The following is a 20,967-nucleotide window of genomic DNA, read 5'->3' as shown; positions in this document are numbered from 1 at the left end:
CCTGGGTCAGCCTGCCAGCGGCCACTGCGCCAAGGGCCGGTAAGCGCCCTTGCGTGACTCGTAAAGCGTGAAGTGGCGCGCGCTGAGGTAGAACTCCGGCGCGCTGCTGGCCTCGGGTGGTTGCCCGCGGTAATCCCTGGACAGGGTCAAGTGTGGCCGATACTCACGGTTGGCCGCCTCCACCCCCAACGGCAGCAGTGCCTGCTGCAAGCCGTACACCAGTTGCAACAGGGCTGGCGGTGTCTGCTGTGGCTCCAGCACCAGCGCGCCGGCCCGCTGCCACACCTGCAAGCGGTCAAGCAGAAGCCGCGGTGCCCTGGCCGGCAGCGCCAGTTGATCGACTGCCGCACAGATCGCAGGCACCTGGGCGGTATCTACATCACCGAGGAACAGCAGCGTGACGTGGAAGTTGGCCGTCGGCACCGGCTTGCCGCTGCGCAGGTTCAGCCCGCGCCGCCACTGGGCCAGGTCACGGCGCTGGGCGTCGCTGACCGGCAAGGCGAAGAACAGCCGCTTGAACGGGCTACCGCTGGGACGTATATCCTGAACCATACAAACTCCCTGACATGAAACGTTTGCGCAAGACGGTAGGTATTACACCAATGTCGCCCCGCAGTTTCATAACAATAAGTACAAACTGCCCCCATGATTGTTTATGCTGGCGGGCTCATGCCATGGCGCATGGCCATTTTTCGACAAGTAAACGTCCATGAAAATTGCACTCGTACTTATCTTCGCCCTCTCGATCGCCTATGTTCACTTGCGCGGTCGGGTTCGCCACAAGCTGACTCGCCAGCTGGGCGACCACTCCAGCTTCCTGGCCCCGATCAACAGCTTCCTGTACCTGTTCTCCAAACACCCGGCCAAGCCCTACCTGCCGGTCGAGGCCTTTCCGGAACTGAAACCGCTGCAGGACCACTGGCAGGAGATCCGTGAGGAAGGCCGCCAGTTGCTGCACGTAGGCGAAATCAAGAAATCCGACAATTACGATGACGTCGGTTTCAACTCGTTCTTCAAGACCGGCTGGAAGCGCTTTTACCTGAAGTGGTATGGCGAAAGCCACCCGTCGGCAATGGCCCTTTGCCCACGCACGACCGAGCTGCTGCAAGGCATCGGCACGGTCAAGGCCGCCATGTTCGCCACCCTGCCTCCGGGAGCCAAGCTGGTGCGCCACCGTGACCCGTATGCCGGTTCGTACCGCTACCACCTGGGCCTGGACACGCCGAATGACGACGGCTGCTACATCGACGTGGACGGCGAGAAATACGCCTGGCGCGATGGTGAGGGGGTGATCTTCGACGAAACCTACATCCACTATGCAGCCAACACCACCGAGCACAACCGCATCATCCTGTTCTGCGACGTCGAACGCCCGCTCAAGTACCGCTGGGCAACCGCGTTCAACCGCTGGTTCAGCCGCAACGTGATGGCCGCTGCCGCTGCGCCCAACGACGCCAGCGACAAGACCGGTGGCATCAACCGCCTGTTCACCCGCATCTACAAGATCCGCGAGCGTGGCAAGGCGCTGAAGAAGCGCAACCGCATGCGCTACTACCTGGAAAAATGGGCAGTGGTCGCGGCGTTGGTGCTGGTGTTCATCTACATCTGAAGGCGCAACGCAGGCCACTGTACGAGTGGCCTGCGTTTACCCACCAAAGTACCGCCTCGCACGTGCCACGTTTCGACTAGCCTGAAAGCTCCACTCGCAACCACCCCAAGGTGAAGACGATGAGCATGATGGACTGGGACGCCTACCGTAAGCAGTTGATGGCCGGCATCGGCGATCTCAAGCAACTCTCACCCGACACCGTAGCCGGCTACATGACCGCCAGCGGTGCAGGCGCCAAGACCAACCACCTGGATGCCAAGACCCGCGAGCTGATTTCCTTGGCCGTGGCTGTGACCACCCGCTGCGACGGCTGTATCGCCGTGCATTCGCAGCAGGCCGTCAAAGCGGGTGCCAGCCGCGAGGAAATTGCCGAGGCCCTCGGCGTGGCCGTGGCCATGAACGCCGGTGCCGCGCTGGTGTACTCCGCCCGTGCAATGGACGCGGTGGGCAAGGCCAACGGTTGAGCACAAACGGCGTCGCCGCCCTTGCGCGACGGCGCCGCGCCACCCAGACTGAGCGGCTCACCCCGCGCAGGAACCCGCATGATCCACATTCGCCCCATGACGCCGGACGATTTCGATCGTTTCTGGCCCACCTTCCAGGCCATTGTCCAAGCCCGTGAAACCTACGCTTTCGACCCGGCCCTGAGCTTCGAACAGGCGCGCCAGCTGTGGCTGGAGCTGCCCTTGCACACGCTGCTGGCCGAAGAAGATGGCGAGCTACTGGGTTCGTATTACCTCAAGCCCAATGCTGCCGGGCCTGGTGCGCATGTGGGCAATTGCGGCTACATGGTCTGCGAACAGGCGCGCGGCCGGGGCGTAGCGCGCTTGATGTGCGAACACTCGCAAAAGCTGGCGCGCCAGGAAGGCTTTCTGGCATTGCAGTTCAACTCGGTGGTAGCTAGCAACGAAGTGGCCGTGGCGCTATGGCACAAGCTGGGCTTTGAAACAGTCGGCCGTTTGCCCAAGGCCTACCGTCATGCCCGCCTGGGGCTGGTGGACTGCCTGGTGATGTACAAGTGGCTGGCGGATGAGCCGGTGGTGGAAAAGCCACCCCTGCTGATCGGGCGCAAGAACATCGAGGCACGGGTATCGCGGCGCCGCGGGCGCTAGCCATCTCAGGCAAGCCTGCCTTCCCGGCAAGCTCATCACGCTGGGGCCTGATGTTCTTGCCAAAGGGGTATCGGCACCCCAAGAACGCACAACCTGTTGTTTTTTCTCAGCATTCACAGCACGCCAACATTTGACGCCCCAGCATTTCAGTGGTCAGATGCGCGCCAGTTTCAGGTGCCCTGCGCCGCCGCGCGCAGGGTGAAACGGGAAACCGGTGCGTCGTGTTGCCCACGACAAGTCCGGTGCTGCCCCCGCAACGGTAAGCGAGCGAACCCTTCGAGATACCACTGTGCTCAAGCATGGGAAGGTGAAGGTTTCATGCCCCTCGCAAGCCCGGAGACCGGCCTGGAGCTTCACTTGGCAACCCGCGGTGGGCGGGCGCAGGCCGGAATCCGTGCGCGCGCCTGCCTGCATGGTTCGCCTTTGCGTGTTTTCCACCGGGATCCATTCATTCCTGCAGCAGTGGAACGACATGTCCCGTATGTTCAAGCTTCACCCCCTGGCGGCCTGCCTGGCCGTCGCCCTGCCGGCGCTGGCTGATGACCGCGACCCGCAACCTCTGGCCCTGCCTTCCACGGCCATCACCGACACCCAGGACAGCCGCGCCATCGACCTGGCCACGCCGACCCAGGCCGGCTCGCGCCTTGGCCTCAGCGCCCTGGAAACACCGGCCAGCACCAGCAGCATCAGCGAACGGCAGATTCAGCAGCGCAACAACATCACGGTGCAGGATGCAGTGACCCGCTCGCCGGGCATCACCTTCGTCGGCTCCCCGGGGGACGGCGGTACTGGCCTGTCTGCCCGCGGCTTTGCCGGCCACAGCTCGGTGATGACCCTGTTCGACGGCGCGCGCCTGTACACCGGTGCCGGCACCCAGACCTTCCCGGTCGACCCGTGGATGGTCGAACGCATCGAAGTGATTCGCGGCCCGGCCTCGGTACTGCATGGCGAAGGCGCCACCGGCGCAGTGATCAACGTGATCCCGAAAAAACCTTTTGCCGGCGAGGTGCGCAACCACCTGCGCCTGGGTTACGGCTCGTGGGACCGACAGCAGCTCGGCCTGGACAGCGGCGGCAGCCTCAGCGAGCGCCTGAGCTACCGCCTGACGCTGAACCAACAGGCCGGCAATGGCTGGGTCGACCGCACCACTTCACGTAGCCTGGCCCTGAGCGCCGCGCTGCGTTTCGATGCCAGTGATGACCTCAGCTTCACGCTGGCCCATGACCGCGGCGATGCACAACCTGCCAACTACTACGGTACCCCGCTGATCGACGGCCACTACCGCAGCAGCCTGCGCAAGAAGAACTACAACGTGCAGAACGACGTGCAGCAGTACGTTGATGAATGGACCCGGCTCACGACCGACTGGGCGCTGAACGACCAGCTCAGCGCCAGCAACCAGCTGTACTACATCAAAAGCCGCCGCCACTGGCGCAACGCCGAGGACTACAGCTGGGACACCGGGCGTGAGCAGCTGCTGCGCGGCAGCTACCTGGAGATCAAGCACAACCAGGAACAGTTCGGTGACCGCCAGACCTTCACCTTCGACCACAGCCTGTTCGGCCTGGCCAGCAAGACCGTACTCGGTGCCGAGTACAACAAGGTGCGATTCAACGTCGACAGCAATTCACCCTACAACGATGTGGGCGGCGACTACATCGACCCGTGGCAGCCACAGCCAGGCTGGTTTCACAGCGCCTCGCCGTTGCGGCCGCAAACGCTCTCGACCACCCATACCTTTGCCCTGTTTGCCGAAAACCGCCTGCAATTGAGCGACCGCCTGTCTTTGGTTACCGGTGTGCGTCGCGACCAGAACCACATCGACCGCGACAACCTGACCAACGACAGCCGCAGCGATCGCAGCCTGCAAGGGGGCAACTGGCGCGTCGGGCTGGTGTACGCACTCAACGACGACCTGTCGTTGTACGGCCAGTACTCGACCAGCGAGGACGGGGTCAACAACCTCATCAGCCTCAGCCCCGCGCAGATGAACTATGACCTGACCGAGGCGAAGCAGACCGAGGCAGGCCTCAAGCAGCGCTTTTGGCAGGGACGTGGCGAATGGACGCTTGCCGCCTACCACATCGTCAAGAAAAAGCTGCTGGTGGACGACCCGATCACGCACGAGAAGCAACAAGCCGGGCAGCAGACCTCCGATGGCCTGGAAGCGACGCTGGAGCTGGCCCTGGCCCATCAGTGGCAGGTATCGGCCAACGCATCGCTGGTACGCGCCAAGTACGACGACTTCGACGAAATGGTCGGCGGCATGCCGCAGGACCGGGCAGGCAACCGGCCGGCCAACGTGCCACGGCGTACCGCCAACCTTTGGTTGAGCAAAGGCTTCGGCCAGCAGGTGGAGGCCGGCATTGGGGCGCGCTATGTGGATGAGCGCTATGCCGATACCGCCAATACCCAGAGCGCCCCCGGGTACACCGTGGTCGATGCCAACATCGCCTGGCAGGTGTTGCCGGATGTGAAGTTGGGGTTGCAGTTGAACAACCTGTTCGATCGCGAGTATGTGCAGTCGGCGTTCAGCGGCCAGCAGTGGTTGATGGGGATGCCGCGGTCGTACTTCGCGACGGTGGATTACAGCTTCTGACCTGAATACCCCTTCACAGCACCGATGCACAAAAACCGCTACCAACCCTTCATCTGCTGGTTATAAGATAACGTTCTATATGAAATTCATTACTATTAGCGTCCACCCATGACAAGCGCCATCGCCACGCCCACTCTGATCACCCAGCGCCTGCAGAGCATCGATGCCCTGCGCGGCCTGGTGATCCTGTTCATGCTCCTGGACCATGTCCGCGAGACTTTCCTCCTGCACCGCCAGGTCGGCGACCCCATGGCCATCGACACCACGGAACCGGCGCTTTTCTTCAGCCGCACCCTCGCCCACCTGTGTGCGCCTGTGTTCGTCCTGCTGACCGGCCTGTCGGCCTGGCTGTATGGCGAGAAGCATCAGGGCCGTGGCGACGTCTCGGCGTTCCTGTTCAAACGGGGGCTGTTCCTGGTGGTGCTGGAGTTCACCCTGGTCAACTTCGCCTGGACCTTCCAGTTGCCCCCCAGCGTGATCTACCTGCAAGTGATCTGGGCCATCGGCGTCAGCATGATCGCCCTGTCGCTGCTGGTGTGGCTGCCGCGCGCCGCACTGCTCGCCCTGGGCGCCAGCATCGTCGCCGGCCACAACCTGCTCGACGGCCTGCACTTTGGCGTGGATTCAGCCCTGCATGTGCCGTGGGCAATCCTGCATGATCGCGGCTGGCTGGCGTTTTCCGAAAACCTGCACCTGCGCACGTCTTACCCGGTGCTGCCGTGGATCGGCGTCATCGCCCTGGGCTACGGCCTTGGCCCCTGGTTCGCCCGCGGCAGCGATGCCGGCCAACGCCAGCAACACCTGCTGGTGGCGGGTTTGCTCGCGCTGCTTGGCTTTGTCCTGCTGCGCATGTTCAACGGTTACGGTGAGGCACCGTGGAGCGGTTACCCAACCTTCATGCAAACCCTGATGAGCTTCTTCAACATCACCAAATACCCACCGTCGCTGCTGTTCCTGACCCTGACCCTGGGCTGCGGCCTGTTGTTGTTGCGCGCGTTCGAACGGGCCGGCCAGGCGCGCTGGATCACTGCCCTGGCGGTGTTCGGTGCGGCACCGATGTTCTTCTATCTGCTGCACCTGTATGTGCTGAAGCTGCTGTACCTGGCCTGCGTGGCGCTGTTCGGGCTCAACCATGGCGACTACTTCGGTTTCGACGGTATTGCAGCGGTGTGGCTGGGCGCGGTGCTGCTGGCGGTTGCGCTGTACCTGCCGGTGCGCGGGTTCGCCCGCCTGAAGCAGCGTCGCCGCGACATCCGTTGGCTGAAGTACTTCTGAAAAGCGTTTTCACCTGGCGGCGCGATGGTCTACCATGCGGGCCGCCGGTTTCCACCACGGAACTAAAAGGGAATCCCAAGCCTGCCAGTACAGGCCAATCGGAACTGCCCCCGCAACTGTAGGTGCCGAGCCTGCTCCATCGATGCCACTGGGCCTACCGCCCGGGAAGGCCGGAGCCGGGCCGTGACGCACCAGTCAGGAGACCTGCCGGCCTACATTCACCAACCGGCGGGGTGTCCGGGATTGGCCATCCGTGTTGCCCCAGCCACCCGCTGGGGCTCGGCGATGCCTGTCCGTGCGTTCCTCACCAGAACTGTCCGATAGGAGATCGCCCAGCATGCTGCCCCGTTTCGCCACCCTGCTCGCGGGCCTAAGCCTCACTGGCCTGGCCCAGGCCGCTGCCACCCACTACCCGCTGACGGTCGACAACTGCGGCAAGCCGCAGGTTTTTGCCCAGGCGCCGCAGCGCGCCGTCACCATCGGCCAGGCCGGTACCGAGCTGCTCTATGCCCTGCGGCTGGGTGACAAGCTGGCGGGCACCTCGCTGTGGTTCAACAACGTATTGCCGGAATACCAGGCGGTGAACGCCAAGGTGCCGCGCCTGGCCGACAACGACCCCAGCTTCGAGGCGGTGGTCGGCAAGCGCCCGCAGCTGGTCGCGGCGCAGTTTGAATGGATGGTCGGTGCCCAGGGCGTGGTCGCCACCCGCGAGCAGTTCGATGAGCTGAAGATCCCCACCTACGTGCTGCCATCGGACTGCGAGGGCAAGGACAACCTGGTCGGTGCAGACGGCACCCGCCTGCAAGCGTTCCAGGTAGACAGCATCTACAAGAGCGTCAGCGAACTGGCCGAGATCTTCGACGTTCAGGACCGCGGCGCGGCACTGAACGCCGAGTTGCAAGGGCGCCTCGACAGCGCCAGGGCACAACTGGCCGGCAAGGACCTGTCGGCAACTTCGGCGCTGTTCTGGTTCTCCAGCGCCGACCTGGACATCGACCCCTATGTGGCCGGCCGCCAGGGTGTCGCCGACTTCATGCTGCGCACCCTCGGTGTGCGCAACGTGGTCGAGTCCAGCGAAGAATGGCCAAGCGTAGGCTGGGAAACCCTGGCCAAGGCCAATCCGACCTGGCTGATCATCGCGCGCATGGACCGCCGCCGTTTCCCCGCCGACGACTACCAGAAAAAGCTCGAATTCCTGCGCAGTGACCCGGTAACCCGCAACATGGACGCGGTAAAGCACGACCGCATCATTATCCTCGACGCCGACGCCATGCAGGCCGGCATCCGCCTGTTCCGCGGCGTGCAGACGCTGTCCACGGCCTTCGCCAGCGGTAAAGCAGCCCCGTGATGATCCGCCTGTTACCCTGCATCGCGGTTGCCCTGGCCGCCCTGTTGGCCGCCCTGCTGGCCGGGACCGCCATCGGCGAAACCAACCTGTCGCCCAGCGTGGTCGGTCAGGTGCTGGCCAACCACCTGTGGCAAGCCGCCTACCCGGTGGACCCGATCGACGCCGGCATCGTCTGGAACTACCGCCTGACCCGCACCCTGGTCGCGGCCGCTTGTGGCGCCGGGCTGGCCACCTGCGGTGTCATCCTGCAGGCGATGTTGCGCAACCCACTGGCCGAGCCCTACCTGCTGGGGCTGTCTGCCGGCGCCTCGACCGGCGCGGTACTCGTCGGCCTGTTGGGCCTGGGTAGCCTGGCATTAAGCATGTCCGCAGGGGCTTTCATCGGTGCCGGGGCCGCATTCGCCCTGGTGCTGGTGCTGGCCCGCGCGGCCGGCCCGAGCAGCAACAATGCACAAGTCATCCTTGCCGGTATCGCCGGCTCGCAGCTGTTCAATGCACTGACCGCCTTCCTGATCACCAAGTCGGCCACCGCCGAACAGGCGCGCGGCATCCTGTTCTGGCTGCTGGGCAACCTGAGCGGCGTGCGCTGGCCTTCGGTGTGGCTGGCCGTACCGGTGGCGGTTTTCGGCTTGCTGGTGTGCCTGTGGCATCGCCGTGCGCTGGATGCCTTCACCTTCGGTGCCGATTCGGCCGCCTCGCTGGGCATCCCGGTGCGGCGCACCCAGTTGCTGCTGATCAGTTGCGCAGCGTTGGTGACGGCTGTGATGGTGTCCATTGTCGGCGCCATCGGTTTTGTCGGGCTGGTTATCCCCCATGCCCTGCGCCTTCTGCTCGGCCCCGGGCACAGCCGTCTGTTGCCCGCCAGCGCACTGGGCGGTGCGCTGTTCCTGATTGCGGCAGACATTCTTTCGCGCACGCTGATCACCGGCCAGGTGATCCCGGTGGGCGTGGTTACGGCGCTGATCGGTGCCCCCGTATTCGCGCTGATTCTGGTCAGCCGTCGGGGGCGCCCATGACCGCCATGGCAGCTGTTCGCATCCCTCCGCTGGCCTGCCATGGGCTGGGGCTGCAACTGGCCGGAAATACCGTGCTCAGCGATATCGACCTTCGCGTTGTCGCCGGTGAAACCCTGGGCATCGTCGGCCCCAACGGCTCGGGTAAGTCCTCGCTGTTGAAGTTGCTGGCAGGGCTGCGCAAACCCGCCTGCGGCAGCGTGCAGCTCCTGGGTGAGCCACTGGCACAGATGCCCCGCCGCCGTGTTGCCCAGGCGCTGGCGCTGGTCGAGCAACAGGCCGACACACTCGATGCGATCAGCGTGTTCGACGCGGTTGCCTTGGGCCGCACGCCGTGGCTCTCGGCCCTGGCACCGTTCTCCCGGCAAGACTGCGCCATCGTCGAGCAAGCCCTGGCCGACCTCGACGCCCTGCACCTGCGCACGCGCCTGTGGGGGTCGCTGTCCGGTGGCGAGCGCCAGCGTGTGCACATCGCCCGCGCGCTGGCCCAACGGCCGCAGGTGCTGCTGCTGGACGAACCGACCAACCACCTGGACATCCAGCATCAGCTGAGCCTGCTGCAACAAGTGCAGGCGCTGCCGGTTACCACCCTGGTGGCGCTGCATGACCTCAACCAGGCGCTGACCTGCGACCGTGTCGCGGTTCTCGACAAGGGCCGTCTCGTCGCCCTCGGCACCCCCTTCGAAGTGCTTACCCCAGAGCGCCTGCTAAGCACCTTCGGCGTCCACGCCCACTACCTCACCGACCCTTTCGACGGCGTGCGCATCCTGCGCTTTCGCGCCCCCTGAACCTGGTAGCCCTGCCCATGCTGTTGCGCCCTGTCGCCCTGCTGCTCGCCAGCACCCTGCTAGCCCCGACCGCACTGGCCGAAGTGCATGAAGTGAAAATGCTCAACCGTGGCAGCGACGGCGCCATGGTCTACGAGCCTGACCACTTGCACATTGCCCCCGGCGACAGCGTGCGCTTCCTGCCGAGCCACAGCGGGCATAATGCCGCCAGCGTGGCGGGCCTGCTACCCACCGGTGCCGAACCGTTCAAGAGCAAGCTGAACCAGCCGTTCGAGCACACCTTCAGCGTGCCGGGCGTTTACGGTATCCAGTGCATTCCACACATGGCCATGGGCATGGTCATGGTGATCCAGGTCGGTGACGCGCCTGCAGACGAATTGCCGGCCAGCTTGCCGGCGCGGGCCAAAGCCCGCTTTGCCGCACAGTTGCAAAAGCTCGAGGCCGGGCAGTGAGGCGGCTATTCGGGCCGCTCACACCCTGGCCGGCTCCGCCCCGTTGCGAAGCATGGGCTTTACCGAGGATGGCAACTGGAACCTCCTCAACCGCAGTGCGTTCGACCCAGTGACCCAGGGCGCGATCTTCATCACCAATAGGCACGTTCCCACAGGTCAGCGTAATCGCAACTGCATGTGCGTGGTCTGCCACACCGGGTCCTGCTCCACATCCACCACCGTGAAGCCTTGCCGCTCCCAGAACGCAATGGCACCCGGCAGAAACGGATGAGTATGCAAGTAAAGGCAGTCCAAGCCCGCTTGCATCGCCCGTTCGCGCAAGGCACCAAACAAGGCAGCCGCCAGGCCATGCCTGCGGTAGGCCGGCAACACGAACAGCCGCACCACCTCGACTACCCGCTCTGCGCGGTAATCAAGCTGGGCAAAGCGATGGTCATAGGGCAAGTAACCGATCACCGCAACCAGCCGCCCACCCTCACGGGCTTCCAGAAAGCAGCCGGCGCCGTCCAGGTAAGTGTCGGCGAAATGCCCCAGGTCACGCGGCAAGGGTGCGTTGGCGAGCATCGGAAAAAGCGCGCGGCGAGCGCTGTCGACAAACGCCAGCACTTCGGCAATGGCGTCACGCGCCACAGGTTGCAGGGTCCAGTTCGGCATCGGGCTGTTGCCAGTGTGGTTGGGAGCGTAGGGTTCTACCGCAGCGTGCCGCTCAAGGCAAATCACGGGGCTCGTCGCGGCAAGGCGGACATCGGTATAATCAGCAGTCTTCACTGCCCGACCAGGCCACACCATGCCTCGCCTCCCGAAGTTGCTGTTACCCCTGTTGCTGGCTGCTGCACTCACCGCCTGCGACCAGAAACCCTCCCGTGAAGATCAGATCCTCAGCCAGCTGCCGCTGCAGGACGCCTACACGCACAACATCGAGCGCATGTCCGCGCTGCTGGGCCGCAGTCATCCGCAGTTGTCGCAAGCGACCATCCAGGACGTACTGCGCAAGCACCTCACCGTCGAGGACCAGCGCCGGGACCTGTTCCGCCTGTACAGCGAAAAGAACTTCAGCGACGCCGAATTCGCCACCATCGTCGCCGCCACCCAGGACCCAGCCAAAGCTCGCGCCCTGGAAGACACCGAAGCCGGCAAACGCTTGAGCGAAAAACTCACCGCCCTGATGCGCGAAACCGCCCGCGATGTGAACGTGCAGGCCTTGGTCGAGCAGCGCATGCAACGGGTGGAAGACGAACTTGAGGCGCTGGACAATGCAGGCTCTTGAGCGCTGCTGGCCAAGGTAACTTCCGTTCAGCCGCCCTTTACGATCACCCGAGGTCAGGATTGACACACACCAAGCATGGATTGCGCCTGGATCTACGTACACTCATTCTGGTGCTCTGCGCCCTCACCGCAGTGGTCATGCTGTGCGCCAGCTATTTCGCCAGCTACCGGGTGCAGCGCCAGCTATTGATCGACAATGCCCTGGAAGCCAACCGGGTGTATGCGACAAAGCTGGCCAGCATCACCGAAACCTTCATAGGCAATGCCTTGCAGCAACTGATGTTCAGCGCCAGCGTACAAAGCCGGCAGTTGAGCGATGCCGCTGCGCTGCAGGTGGAAAGCGACCGCGTACTGGGCCAGAGCATGGCCTTCAACTCCACCTTCGTGATCGATGCCAACGGTGTACTGCTGGCAGTATCCCCCGCCCCGCTACGCCACCTGGTCGGCACCCACGTGCAGTCACCCGGCGCCCTCGAAGCCCTGCACGAACGCCGTCCACTGGTTTCCACGCCCTACCTGTCGGCGGCCGACAACCTGGTGGTCGCGCTGTCGCAACCCATTTTCGATCGCAACGGCCGCTACCTGGGGTATGTCGGTGGCAGCCTGTACCTGCGTGAACGCAACATCCTCAACAGCCTGCTGGGCGAGCATTTCTACAAGGACGGTTCGTACCTGTATGTGGTCGACCGCAACCGACGCCTGCTGTACCACCCCCATAGCGAGCGGGTAGGCACGGTGGTGGAGGGCAATGCGCTGATCGACCAGATGGCGAAACTGGACAGTGGTACCCGGCAGCTGACCAATAGCCTGGGCGTGGAAATGCTCGCTGGCTTCGCCACTGTGCCCAGCGCCGGCTGGGGCGTGGTAGCGCAGCAGCCCTTGGTGCAGACGGTGGCGCCGTTGCACCACCTGGTGCTGAACGTGATCGCCAGTTCGGCGCCCTTGGCGCTGGTTGGCAGCCTGCTGCTGTGGTGGCTGGCCCGTACCATCGCCCGCCCGCTGTGGAAACTCGCCGCCGGTGCCCGCACGATGGACCGCGCCGGTACCGCCGAGCATTTGCATCAGGTGCGGGCCTGGTACTTCGAGGCGGCCGAGCTCAAGCGCGCGTTGCTGTTCAGCCTGAACTTGCTGCAAGAGCGTATCGGCCGGCTCAATCGGGACGCCCAGACCGATCCGCTGACCGGCCTGGGCAACCGCCGCAGCCTGGAAATCAGCCTGTCGTTACTGGAGGCTGAAAACCGGGAGTTTGCAGCCATTGCGCTGGATATCGACCACTTCAAGCGGATAAATGACAGCCATGGACACGACGTGGGCGACCAGGTGCTGCGCCAGCTGGCGGAGCTCATGCGCCGTTGTTGCCGCGAGGGCGACCTGTTGTGTCGCACCGGTGGCGAGGAGTTCCTGATTTTGCTGCCTGGGGCCACCCTGAACGTGGCGGCCGCGGTGGCCGAACGGTTGCGTGTGACCGTACAGGAGATGCCAGTGGAATCGGTGGGCGCCGTGACGATTTCGCTGGGAGTGACGCACTGGGATGGCGAGACTCACGGTGAGCCCATGAACGCACTGGGCGAGGCTGACCGGGCGCTTTACCGGGCCAAGCAAGAGGGGCGCAACCGGGTCGCTTTTGCCTGAACGTCTTGTGTTGTCCCCATTGGGCGGGCTTGCCCGTGAAAATGCCGGTACAGGCTACGATGATTCGGTGGCTTGTAACAATTCCTGTCATAAAACTGCAGCGTTTCAGTCATAGGATTGACCCCGACCTGACATTTTTACTTCATGGATGAGCGTCTCATGCGTCGTGTGGTTTTCAATCAGAAAGGTGGCGTCGGCAAATCCAGCATCGCCTGCAACCTCGCCGCTGCCAGCGCCGCCGAGGGCTACCGAACCTTGCTGGTCGACCTCGACCCGCAGGCCAATGCCACCTTCTACCTCACCGGGCTGGTCAACGACACCATTCCACCCGGCATCGCCGACTTCTTCCGCCAGACCTTGTCGCCAGTTACCGCCGCCGGCAAGAAGCACCGCGTGGCAATCACCGAAACCCGCTACAACAACCTGCACCTGGTCACCGCCAGCCCAGACCTCAGCGACCTGCAAAGCAAGCTGGAGAGCAAGTTCAAGATCAACAAGCTGCGCAAGTTGCTGGTGGCACTGGACGAGGACTATGAGCGGATCTACATCGACACCCCACCCGCGCTGAATTTCTACACCTTCAGCGCGCTGGTGGCGGCCGAGCGTCTGTTGATTCCGTTCGACTGCGACAGTTTCTCGCGCCAGGCCCTGCACAGTGTCATGGCCGAGGTCGAAGAACTGCGCCAGGACCACAACCCCGCGCTGCAGGTGGAAGGTGTGGTGGTCAATCAGTTCGCCGGCCGCACCGCGCTGCACCAGACCCTGGTTGAGCAGCTGCGCAACGAAGGCATGCCGGTGCTGCCGGTGTACCTGAGCAGTTCGATCAAGATGCGTGAATCGCACCATGCCTCGGTGCCATTGGTGCATTTGGCGCCGCGGCATAAACTTGCCCTGGAGTTCATCGATTTGCTGGATGTGCTTGAGCGTGCGGCCTGACAGGCCATTGGGGGCACTCCGGCTGTAACCTGCTGCACCGGTCGAATCAGGTATACCGAGGTCGCCCTCGACAAAGCGCCTTGCAGCGCTCGGCTATCTACTGGCAAGCACAATAACGATGGCGCGGCCCGACTGCGCCACTTTCAACATGGCTGCCAAAGGAAACCGGAGAGCACCCGCATGTCCGCACATCATGAGGTATCCCCCGCCACCCTGCGCAGGGTAATTGCCGCTTCGGCCATCGGCAATTTCGTCGAATGGTTCGACTTCGCCGTGTACGGCTTTCTCGCCACGCTGATCGCCAGCCAGTTCTTCGCCAGCGAAGACGCCAGCGTGGCCTTGCTCAAAACCTTCGCGGTATTCGCCGTGGCCTTTGCGCTGCGCCCTTTGGGCGGCATCGTCTTCGGCGCCTTGGGCGACCGCCTGGGACGCAAGCGCATCCTGTCGCTGACCATCTTGCTGATGGCCGGCTCCACCACGTTGATCGGCCTGCTGCCGACCTACGCCAGTATCGGCCTGGCAGCCCCGGCGCTGCTGACCCTGGCCCGCTGCCTGCAGGGTTTTTCTGCCGGCGGCGAATATGCCGGGGCCTGCGCCTACCTGATGGAGCACGCGCCTGACGACAAGCGTGCCTTTTATGGCAGCTTCGTGCCTGTGTCGACCTTTTCCGCCTTTGCCTGTGCGGCAGTGATCGCTTATGGCCTGGAAGCCAGCCTGTCGACCGAGGCGATGAATGCCTGGGGTTGGCGCATTCCGTTCCTGATTGCCGCACCGCTGGGACTGGTCGGCCTGTACCTGCGCTGGCGCATGGAAGAAACCCCGGCGTTCCGCGAAGCCGTCGCCCAGGGCAAGGAGCACGAGCATTCACCGCTGAAGGAAACCCTGCGCCACCATGGCCGGGTCATTCGCAACCTGGGGGCGTTCATTTCGCTGACCGCGTTGTCGTTCTACATGTTCACCACCTACTTCGCCACCTACCTGCAACTGGTCGGCAACCTGACCCGTGCGCAGTCACTGCTGGTGACCACCGTGGCCCTGCTGTTCGCTGCCGTGGGCTGCCCGCTGGCCGGGGCATTTTCGGACCGGGTGGGGCGGCGCAAGACCATCGGTTTTACCTGCCTGTGGGTGATGCTTTGCGTGTTCCCGGCGTACTGGCTGGCCAGCTCTGGCTCGATGTCGGGTGCGCTGCTGGGGGTGATCCTGCTCGCGGTGGGGGCGTTGTGCAGCGGCGTGGTTACCGCAGCATTGCTGTCGGAAAGCTTCCCTACCCGTACCCGCTACACCGCTTCGGCGATTACCTACAACGTGGCCTACACGCTGTTTGGCGGCACAGCACCGCTGGTGGCAACCTGGCTCATCGGACAGACCGGCAGCAGCCTGGCACCGGCGTTCTACCTGGTGGTGATTGCGCTGGTGGCGTTGGTGGGCGGGTTGGCGTTGCCGGAAACGTCGCGGATTTCTTTACATGAGGACGTAGGCGTGGACGGTGTGCGGGCTGGAGCCCGAAGGACCGTTTAAGCGTTCTGGGGCTGCCTTGCAGCCCCACATTCACAAATGTCTTCCTGCTGCCTTTCACGCCAATCCCCTTGAAGAAGTTCGATAATCGCCCACTTTCCCGGTGCGACGACCTTGTCCAATTGACGGAACTAACCAGTCAGTACAAAACTACGGGCATTCAACAACAACAAAGCGATGCCCGTCATGAAGCCCCTTATTCTCGTGCTCAACGGCCCCAACCTGAACATGCTGGGCACCCGCGAGCCTGCCCAGTACGGCCACGAAACCCTCGCTGACCTGGCTCAGGGATGCGCCGATACTGCCCAGGCCCACGGCCTGGAAATCGAATTCCGCCAGACCAACCACGAAGGCGAACTGATCGACTGGATCCACGCCGCCCGTGGCCGCTGCGCGGGCATCGTGATCAACCCTGGCGCCTGGACGCACACCTCGGTCGCCATCCGCGATGCCCTGGTGGCCAGCGAACTGCCGGTAATCGAGGTGCACCTGTCCAACGTGCACAAACGCGAGCCGTTCCGTCACTTGTCGTTCGTATCGTCCATCGCCGTCGGTGTCATTTGCGGCCTGGGCAGCCACGGCTACCGCATGGCGCTGAGCCACTTCGCCGAGCTGTTGCAGGAGCGTGCGGCATGAGCCAGCAAGCCATCCTTGCCGGCCTGATCGGCCGCGGCATCCAACTGTCACGTACCCCGGCCCTGCACGAACACGAAGGCGACGCCCAGGCCCTGCGCTACCTGTACCGGCTGATCGACGCCGACCAGCTGCAACTGGACGACAGCGCCCTGCCTGGCCTGCTCGAAGCCGCGCAACATACCGGTTTCACCGGGCTGAACATTACCTACCCGTTCAAGCAGGCAATCCTGCCGTTGCTCGACGAGCTGTCCGACGAGGCCCGTGGTATCGGCGCGGTAAACACCGTGGTGCTCAAGGACGGCAAGCGCGTCGGCCACAACACCGATTGCCTGGGCTTTGCCGAAGGCTTGCGCCGTGGCCTGCCCGACGTTGCACGGCGCCAGGTGGTGCAGATGGGTGCCGGTGGCGCTGGCTCGGCCGTGGCCCATGCCCTGCTGGGTGAAGGGGTAGAACGGCTGGTGCTGTTCGAAGTGGATGCGACCCGTGCGCAGGCGTTGGTGGACAACCTGAACACCCATTTCGGCGCGGAGCGCGCCGTGCTTGGCACCGACCTGGCCACAGCCTTGGCCGAAGCGGACGGGCTGGTCAACACCACGCCGGTGGGCATGGCCAAGCTACCGGGCACGCCACTGCCGGTGGAGTTGCTGCATCCCCGCCTGTGGGTGGCAGAGATCATCTACTTCCCGCTGGAGACCGAACTGCTGCGCGCGGCCCGGGCACTGGGCTGCCGCACGCTGGATGGCAGCAACATGGCGGTGTTCCAGGCGGTGAAGGCATTCGAGCTGTTCAGCGGGCGGCAGGCGGATGCGGCGCGGATGCAGGCGCACTTTGCCAGTTTCACCTGATAGAAAAGTGTTGGCTTCTTCGCGGGCACGCCCGCTCCCACAGGTACTGCGCAAACGTTACTGATTGCACTCTCCCTGTGGGGCATGCCCGCGAAGAGGCCGGTACAGGAGAATCACCCTTTTTCATCCAGCAAAGCCTGTATCACCTGTTCCTGCCCACCATAATCCCCCTCGCCAAAGTGCACATGGCGTACCTGCCCCTTGCGGTCGACAAAGTAATGCGCCGGCCAGAACTGGTTGCCCCAGGCATTCCACACCTTGTAGTCATTATCTACCGCCACCGGATACCCGATACCCAACCGGGCTACCTTGTCCTGCAAAGTCGCCACATCATGCTCGTAGTCGAACTCGGGCGTGTGCACCCCCACCACCACCAGCCCTTGATCGGCATAGCGCCGCGCCCAATCATTCACATGCGGCAGGCTGCGCCGGCAGTTGATGCAGTCCCAGGTCCAGAAGTCCACCAGCACCACCTTGCCCTTGAGCCCCGGGGCATCCAGGGGCGGCGAATTCAACCACTGGCTGGCGCCCGCCAGCGATGGCATGGCGCCGTAGCTGTCGCGTGCCTTCAGGTGCCCCGCCAATCCAAGCCCCGTCAGCGCCAGCGCAAAACCACCTGCCTTGAGCATCCGGCGCCGATCAGTTTTCATGGCAACCGTCCGTGGCATAGGTGAGGTACTGCACGCTTTGCCGCTGGCCATGGGAGTCAAGGTAGTCCATTCGGGTATTCACCAGGCCACAGGCATTGCGCTGATCATCCTGCACCGACAGCACTCTCTTCACATCCAGAGGCTCATCGTAGCGGTACTGCATGACCCCACCATCCTGCATCGGGGCAGTGGCGGCCTGGGCAGCGATGGCGCCGAAGCTGAGCACGGCGAACAGGCTGGCGCTGGCGATAGTCTTGACGTTCATGGCTTCTCTCCTGGGTAACACTTAGGGGTGGGGAGTGTTGCTCCCCGGTCGAGAGCCATTTCACGTCAGCCAGGTATCCCGCATGTGTCGCCCAACGTTGTGATGTGCCTCCTGCTGTATCCCTACCCGTGCCAGATACACTGCAATACAAACTCCCGCAGGCAAGGGCGAACGCGCTCGGTACACTGCGCCCAACCCACTTTGCACAGGAACCCAGCGCATGGAACACGTCGATCACATCCTGATCGTCGACGACGACCGCGAGATCCGCGAACTGGTCGGCAATTACCTGAAGAAGAACGGCCTGCGCACCAGCATCGTTGCCGACGGCCGGCAGATGCGCGCCTTTCTCGAAGCCAACAGCGTCGACCTGATCGTGCTCGACATCATGATGCCTGGCGACGACGGCCTGCTGTTGTGCCGCGAGCTGCGCGCCGGCAAGCACCGCAATACGCCGGTGCTGATGCTGACCGCCCGCAATGACGAAACCGACCGCATCATCGGCCTGGAAATGGGCGCCGACGATTACCTGACCAAACCGTTCTCGGCCCGCGAACTGCTCGCCCGCATCAACGCCGTGCTGCGCCGCACACGCATGCTGCCCCCCAACCTGACCATCAGTGAAAGCAGCCGCCTGCTGGGTTTCGGTCAATGGCGCCTGGACACCACCGCGCGCCACCTGCTCGACAGCGAAGGAACCCTGGTGGCCCTGAGCGGCGCCGAATACCGCCTGCTGCGGGTGTTCCTCGACCACCCGCAGCGGGTGCTCAGCCGCGAACAGCTGCTTAACCTGACCCAGGGCCGCGAAGCCGACATCTTCGACCGCTCCATCGACTTGCTGGTCAGCCGCCTGCGCCAGCGCCTGGGTGACGATGCCCGCGAGCCCAGCTGCATCAAGACCGTGCGCAGCGAGGGCTACGTGTTTTCGCTGCCGGTGCAATTGCTCGAGACCCCCTCATGAAATGGCCGCGCACCCTGGCCTCGCGTCTGGCGCTGATCTTCTTCACCGGCCTGGTGTTGGCTTATGGTCTGTCGTTCGGCCTGCAGGCCTACGAGCGATATATCAGCAGCCGTTCGATGATGCTCAGCAACCTCGAACAGGACGTGGCGACCTCGGTTGCCATCCTTGACCGCCTGCCCGCAGCCGAGCGTGCCGCCTGGCTGCCACGCCTGGAACGGCGCACCTACCGCTATCGCCTCGACCAGGGCCTGGCAGGCGAAGCGATGCCGAGCAGTGACCCACCGATGGCCGCCGCGTCGATCGTCAAGGCCATTGGCAGCGACTACCGCCTGACCTTCCTGGAAATCCCGGGGCCCAATGCGCACTTCCAGGCGCACCTGAACCTGGCCGACGGCGCGCCACTGACCATCGACGTGACACCCGCACCGGTCCCGGTAGCCCGTTGGTTGCCCGTGGTGCTGCTGATTCAGCTGGCTGTGCTGTTGCTGTGTACCTGGCTGGCGGTACGCCTGGCCATCGGCCCGCTAACCCGTCTGGCCCAGGCAGTGGACAACCTCGACCCGGACCAGCCCGGCGTGCAACTGGATGAAAGCGGCCCACGCGAGGTGCGTTACGCTGCCGTGGCCTTCAACGCCCTGCAGGCGCGCATTGCTGCCCACCTCAAGGAACGCATGCAGTTGCTGGCAGCCATTTCCCACGACCTGCAAACACCGATCACTCGCATGAAGTTGCGGGTCGAAGTGATGGATGAGGGGGTCGAAAGGGACAAGTTCGGGAGCGACCTGGATGAAATGGAACACCTGGTGCGCGAAGGCGTGGCTTACGCCCGCAGCATGGACAGCAGCACCGAAGCGACCTGCCGGGTCAACCTTGATGCCTTTCTCGACAGCCTGGTATTCGACTACCAGGACAGCGGCGCCCAGGTTGAACGCCACGGCAGCAGCGGGACTCTGCTGGAAACCCGCCCGCATGCGCTGCGCCGGGTACTGGTGAACCTGGTCGACAACGCCCTGAAGTTTGCAGGTGCTGCCGAGCTGCAAGTGTCACGCGAGGGCAGTACCACCATCATCCGCGTGCTCGACAACGGGCCAGGGATACCCGGTGACGAGCTGGATGAAGTGCTCAAGCCGTTCTACCGGGTGGAAGGTTCACGCAATCGCAGCACGGGTGGCACCGGCTTGGGATTGGCCATTGCCCACCAGCTGATCCAGGCCATGGGGGGCCGGCTGACCCTGAGCAACCGCGAACAGGGCGGATTGTGCGCGCAGATCGAACTCACCTGAAGTGCGATCGTTGGCAGGAACGGCCTTGTGTCTCGATCGGGCCGTTCCTGTAAAACGCGAGGTCGCCTCTACAAACAGATACACAACTGCATCCCCCTGACACACTGCAGATACCCCGCCTCGAGACACTCCCGGTCACACAACCACACCCCGGGAGTCCCTGATGAAAGCCTTCACCTTGCCCACCGGCTGGACGCTGTTCGCCGCCCTCGCCGGCCTGACCTTGGCGATGACCGCCGTAGTCCTGGCCAGCCAACCTGACCCGGACGGCTTGCGCAGTGCCATCCGTGCCACCGCACGCAGCTCGTTCGCACTGTTCCTGCTGGCGTTCCTGGCCTCGTCGCTGGTGACCTTGCTGCCTGGCACAGCAAGCCGCCGCATCCTCCAGGAGCGACGCTACCTGGGGTTGGCATTCGCGTTCTCCCACACCGTGCATGGCGTGCTGATCTATCGCTACGCCCAGCAATTCCCCGAGCTGTTCTGGGCCGGCCGCACGCTCACTTCCAGCCTGCCCGGCACGGTCGGCTACCTGTTCTTGCTGCTGCTCACCGCCACCTCGTTCAAGGCCCCCATGCGGCTATTGGGCGGCCGTGCCTGGCAAGCGCTGCACAGCAGCGGCATGTGGGTGCTGGCTGCCGTGTTCTGCCTGTCGTTCTACAAGCGCATACCCATGGGGGGCTGGTACCCGCTGGCGTTCGCCCTGATGTTCAGCGCCATCGCCGTCAAGCTAACCGCCAAAATGGCCCGTAAACAACGCCGCAGCACCCGCGCCCTTGCCTGAA

Annotated in this window: 22 protein-coding genes and 2 riboswitches; of the genes, 18 read left to right on the top strand and 4 right to left on the bottom strand. The window is 63.9% G+C overall.

All coding sequences use genetic code 11. The features are described from left to right. Positions 1 to 6 precede the first annotated feature (6 nt). Positions 7 to 552, bottom strand: coding sequence for an RNA 2',3'-cyclic phosphodiesterase (thpR, locus tag C4Q27_RS22085; protein WP_064492446.1), 546 nt, complete (start codon positions 550 to 552; stop codon positions 7 to 9). Positions 553 to 709: 157 nt separating this feature from the next. Here thpR and lpxO point away from each other — a divergent pair, with 157 nt between their 5' ends. The 9 genes from lpxO to C4Q27_RS22040 all read left to right on the top strand — a co-directional run bounded on the left by lpxO (position 710) and on the right by C4Q27_RS22040 (position 10,196). Then, positions 710 to 1,609: a lipid A hydroxylase LpxO gene (lpxO, locus tag C4Q27_RS22080; protein ID WP_020193192.1), complete on the top strand. Its 900-nt coding sequence runs from the start codon at positions 710 to 712 to the stop codon at positions 1,607 to 1,609. Positions 1,610 to 1,728: 119 nt separating this feature from the next. After that, positions 1,729 to 2,073 (top strand): carboxymuconolactone decarboxylase family protein, encoded by a 345-nt coding sequence (locus tag C4Q27_RS22075; protein WP_014591592.1) that lies wholly within the window; start codon positions 1,729 to 1,731, stop codon positions 2,071 to 2,073. A gap of 78 nt (positions 2,074 to 2,151) precedes the next feature. After that, complete coding sequence (locus tag C4Q27_RS22070; RefSeq protein ID WP_049587612.1) at positions 2,152 to 2,721, top strand: GNAT family N-acetyltransferase; 570 nt, start codon at positions 2,152 to 2,154, stop codon at positions 2,719 to 2,721. Between the two features lie 155 nt (positions 2,722 to 2,876). Then, positions 2,877 to 3,085: riboswitch (cobalamin riboswitch) on the top strand. A 108-nt stretch (positions 3,086 to 3,193) separates the two neighbouring features. After that, positions 3,194 to 5,320, top strand: coding sequence for a TonB-dependent siderophore receptor (locus tag C4Q27_RS22065; RefSeq protein ID WP_064492464.1), 2,127 nt, complete (start codon positions 3,194 to 3,196; stop codon positions 5,318 to 5,320). A gap of 108 nt (positions 5,321 to 5,428) precedes the next feature. After that, entirely contained in the window at positions 5,429 to 6,595 is a 1,167-nt protein-coding gene (locus C4Q27_RS22060; RefSeq protein WP_064492445.1) for a DUF1624 domain-containing protein, read from the top strand. Positions 6,596 to 6,623: 28 nt separating this feature from the next. Then, positions 6,624 to 6,822: riboswitch (cobalamin riboswitch) on the top strand. Positions 6,823 to 6,932: 110 nt separating this feature from the next. Then, on the top strand, positions 6,933 to 7,943 hold the full coding sequence (locus tag C4Q27_RS22055) for an ABC transporter substrate-binding protein (RefSeq protein WP_104887372.1): 1,011 nt from the start codon (positions 6,933 to 6,935) through the stop codon (positions 7,941 to 7,943). Beyond that, positions 7,943 to 8,959, top strand: coding sequence for an iron ABC transporter permease (locus C4Q27_RS22050; RefSeq protein ID WP_019437465.1), 1,017 nt, complete (start codon positions 7,943 to 7,945; stop codon positions 8,957 to 8,959). Before C4Q27_RS22055 ends, C4Q27_RS22050 begins: the two co-directional genes overlap by 1 nt. Continuing rightward, complete coding sequence (locus C4Q27_RS22045) at positions 8,956 to 9,744, top strand: ABC transporter ATP-binding protein (protein ID WP_104887371.1); 789 nt, start codon at positions 8,956 to 8,958, stop codon at positions 9,742 to 9,744. The genes C4Q27_RS22050 and C4Q27_RS22045 overlap by 4 nt, the downstream gene beginning before the upstream one ends. Positions 9,745 to 9,761: 17 nt before the next feature. Then, positions 9,762 to 10,196 carry a pseudoazurin gene (locus C4Q27_RS22040; RefSeq protein ID WP_104887370.1) on the top strand — a complete coding sequence of 145 codons (435 nt, stop codon included), beginning with the start codon at positions 9,762 to 9,764 and terminating at the stop codon, positions 10,194 to 10,196. Between the two features lie 156 nt (positions 10,197 to 10,352). Here the strand turns inward: C4Q27_RS22040 and C4Q27_RS22035 are convergent, their stop codons facing one another. Then, positions 10,353 to 10,850: a GNAT family N-acetyltransferase gene (locus C4Q27_RS22035; protein WP_104887369.1), complete on the bottom strand. Its 498-nt coding sequence runs from the start codon at positions 10,848 to 10,850 to the stop codon at positions 10,353 to 10,355. Between the two features lie 133 nt (positions 10,851 to 10,983). Here C4Q27_RS22035 and C4Q27_RS22030 point away from each other — a divergent pair, with 133 nt between their 5' ends. The 6 genes from C4Q27_RS22030 (at position 10,984) to C4Q27_RS22005 (ending at position 17,026) form a co-directional block, all read left to right on the top strand. Then, positions 10,984 to 11,463: a hypothetical protein gene (locus C4Q27_RS22030; protein ID WP_064492440.1), complete on the top strand. Its 480-nt coding sequence runs from the start codon at positions 10,984 to 10,986 to the stop codon at positions 11,461 to 11,463. A 59-nt stretch (positions 11,464 to 11,522) separates the two neighbouring features. Beyond that, positions 11,523 to 13,094 carry a sensor domain-containing diguanylate cyclase gene (locus tag C4Q27_RS22025; RefSeq protein WP_064492439.1) on the top strand — a complete coding sequence of 524 codons (1,572 nt, stop codon included), beginning with the start codon at positions 11,523 to 11,525 and terminating at the stop codon, positions 13,092 to 13,094. Between the two features lie 159 nt (positions 13,095 to 13,253). Further along, a complete protein-coding gene (locus C4Q27_RS22020) occupies positions 13,254 to 14,030 on the top strand; it encodes a ParA family protein (protein WP_104887368.1) in 777 nt (258 codons plus the stop codon). Between the two features lie 180 nt (positions 14,031 to 14,210). Next, positions 14,211 to 15,548, top strand: a complete 1,338-nt coding sequence (locus C4Q27_RS22015) for an MFS transporter (RefSeq protein WP_064492437.1) — start codon at positions 14,211 to 14,213, stop codon at positions 15,546 to 15,548. A 183-nt stretch (positions 15,549 to 15,731) separates the two neighbouring features. Beyond that, positions 15,732 to 16,181: a type II 3-dehydroquinate dehydratase gene (gene aroQ, locus C4Q27_RS22010; RefSeq protein ID WP_014591603.1), complete on the top strand. Its 450-nt coding sequence runs from the start codon at positions 15,732 to 15,734 to the stop codon at positions 16,179 to 16,181. Beyond that, positions 16,178 to 17,026 carry a shikimate dehydrogenase gene (locus C4Q27_RS22005; protein WP_010953360.1) on the top strand — a complete coding sequence of 283 codons (849 nt, stop codon included), beginning with the start codon at positions 16,178 to 16,180 and terminating at the stop codon, positions 17,024 to 17,026. Before aroQ ends, C4Q27_RS22005 begins: the two co-directional genes overlap by 4 nt. A 113-nt stretch (positions 17,027 to 17,139) precedes the next feature. Here C4Q27_RS22005 and C4Q27_RS22000 read toward each other — a convergent pair whose 3' ends face one another. Then, the gene (locus C4Q27_RS22000; RefSeq protein WP_064492436.1) at positions 17,140 to 17,655 is read right to left on the bottom strand and encodes a thioredoxin family protein; all 516 of its coding nucleotides are present in this window, start codon (positions 17,653 to 17,655) and stop codon (positions 17,140 to 17,142) included. 10 nt (positions 17,656 to 17,665) lie between these two features. Next, the gene (locus C4Q27_RS21995; RefSeq protein ID WP_064492435.1) at positions 17,666 to 17,941 is read right to left on the bottom strand and encodes a DUF2790 domain-containing protein; all 276 of its coding nucleotides are present in this window, start codon (positions 17,939 to 17,941) and stop codon (positions 17,666 to 17,668) included. Positions 17,942 to 18,161: 220 nt separating this feature from the next. Here C4Q27_RS21995 and C4Q27_RS21990 point away from each other — a divergent pair, with 220 nt between their 5' ends. The 3 genes from C4Q27_RS21990 (at position 18,162) to C4Q27_RS21980 (ending at position 20,966) form a co-directional block, all read left to right on the top strand. Next, the gene (locus tag C4Q27_RS21990; protein WP_014591607.1) at positions 18,162 to 18,902 is read left to right on the top strand and encodes a response regulator; all 741 of its coding nucleotides are present in this window, start codon (positions 18,162 to 18,164) and stop codon (positions 18,900 to 18,902) included. Continuing rightward, positions 18,899 to 20,185, top strand: a complete 1,287-nt coding sequence (locus tag C4Q27_RS21985) for a HAMP domain-containing sensor histidine kinase (protein ID WP_064492434.1) — start codon at positions 18,899 to 18,901, stop codon at positions 20,183 to 20,185. The genes C4Q27_RS21990 and C4Q27_RS21985 overlap by 4 nt, the downstream gene beginning before the upstream one ends. A gap of 163 nt (positions 20,186 to 20,348) precedes the next feature. Then, positions 20,349 to 20,966 carry a ferric reductase-like transmembrane domain-containing protein gene (locus C4Q27_RS21980; protein ID WP_104887367.1) on the top strand — a complete coding sequence of 206 codons (618 nt, stop codon included), beginning with the start codon at positions 20,349 to 20,351 and terminating at the stop codon, positions 20,964 to 20,966. The last annotated feature ends 1 nt before the right edge of the window (position 20,967 follow it).

Source organism: Pseudomonas sp. SWI36, assembly GCF_002948105.1.
In the GTDB taxonomy this organism is placed as follows: domain Bacteria; phylum Pseudomonadota; class Gammaproteobacteria; order Pseudomonadales; family Pseudomonadaceae; genus Aquipseudomonas; species Aquipseudomonas alloputida.
The sequence above is the reverse complement of the archived record's forward strand: the minus strand, read 5'-3'. Positions and strand labels throughout refer to the sequence as shown.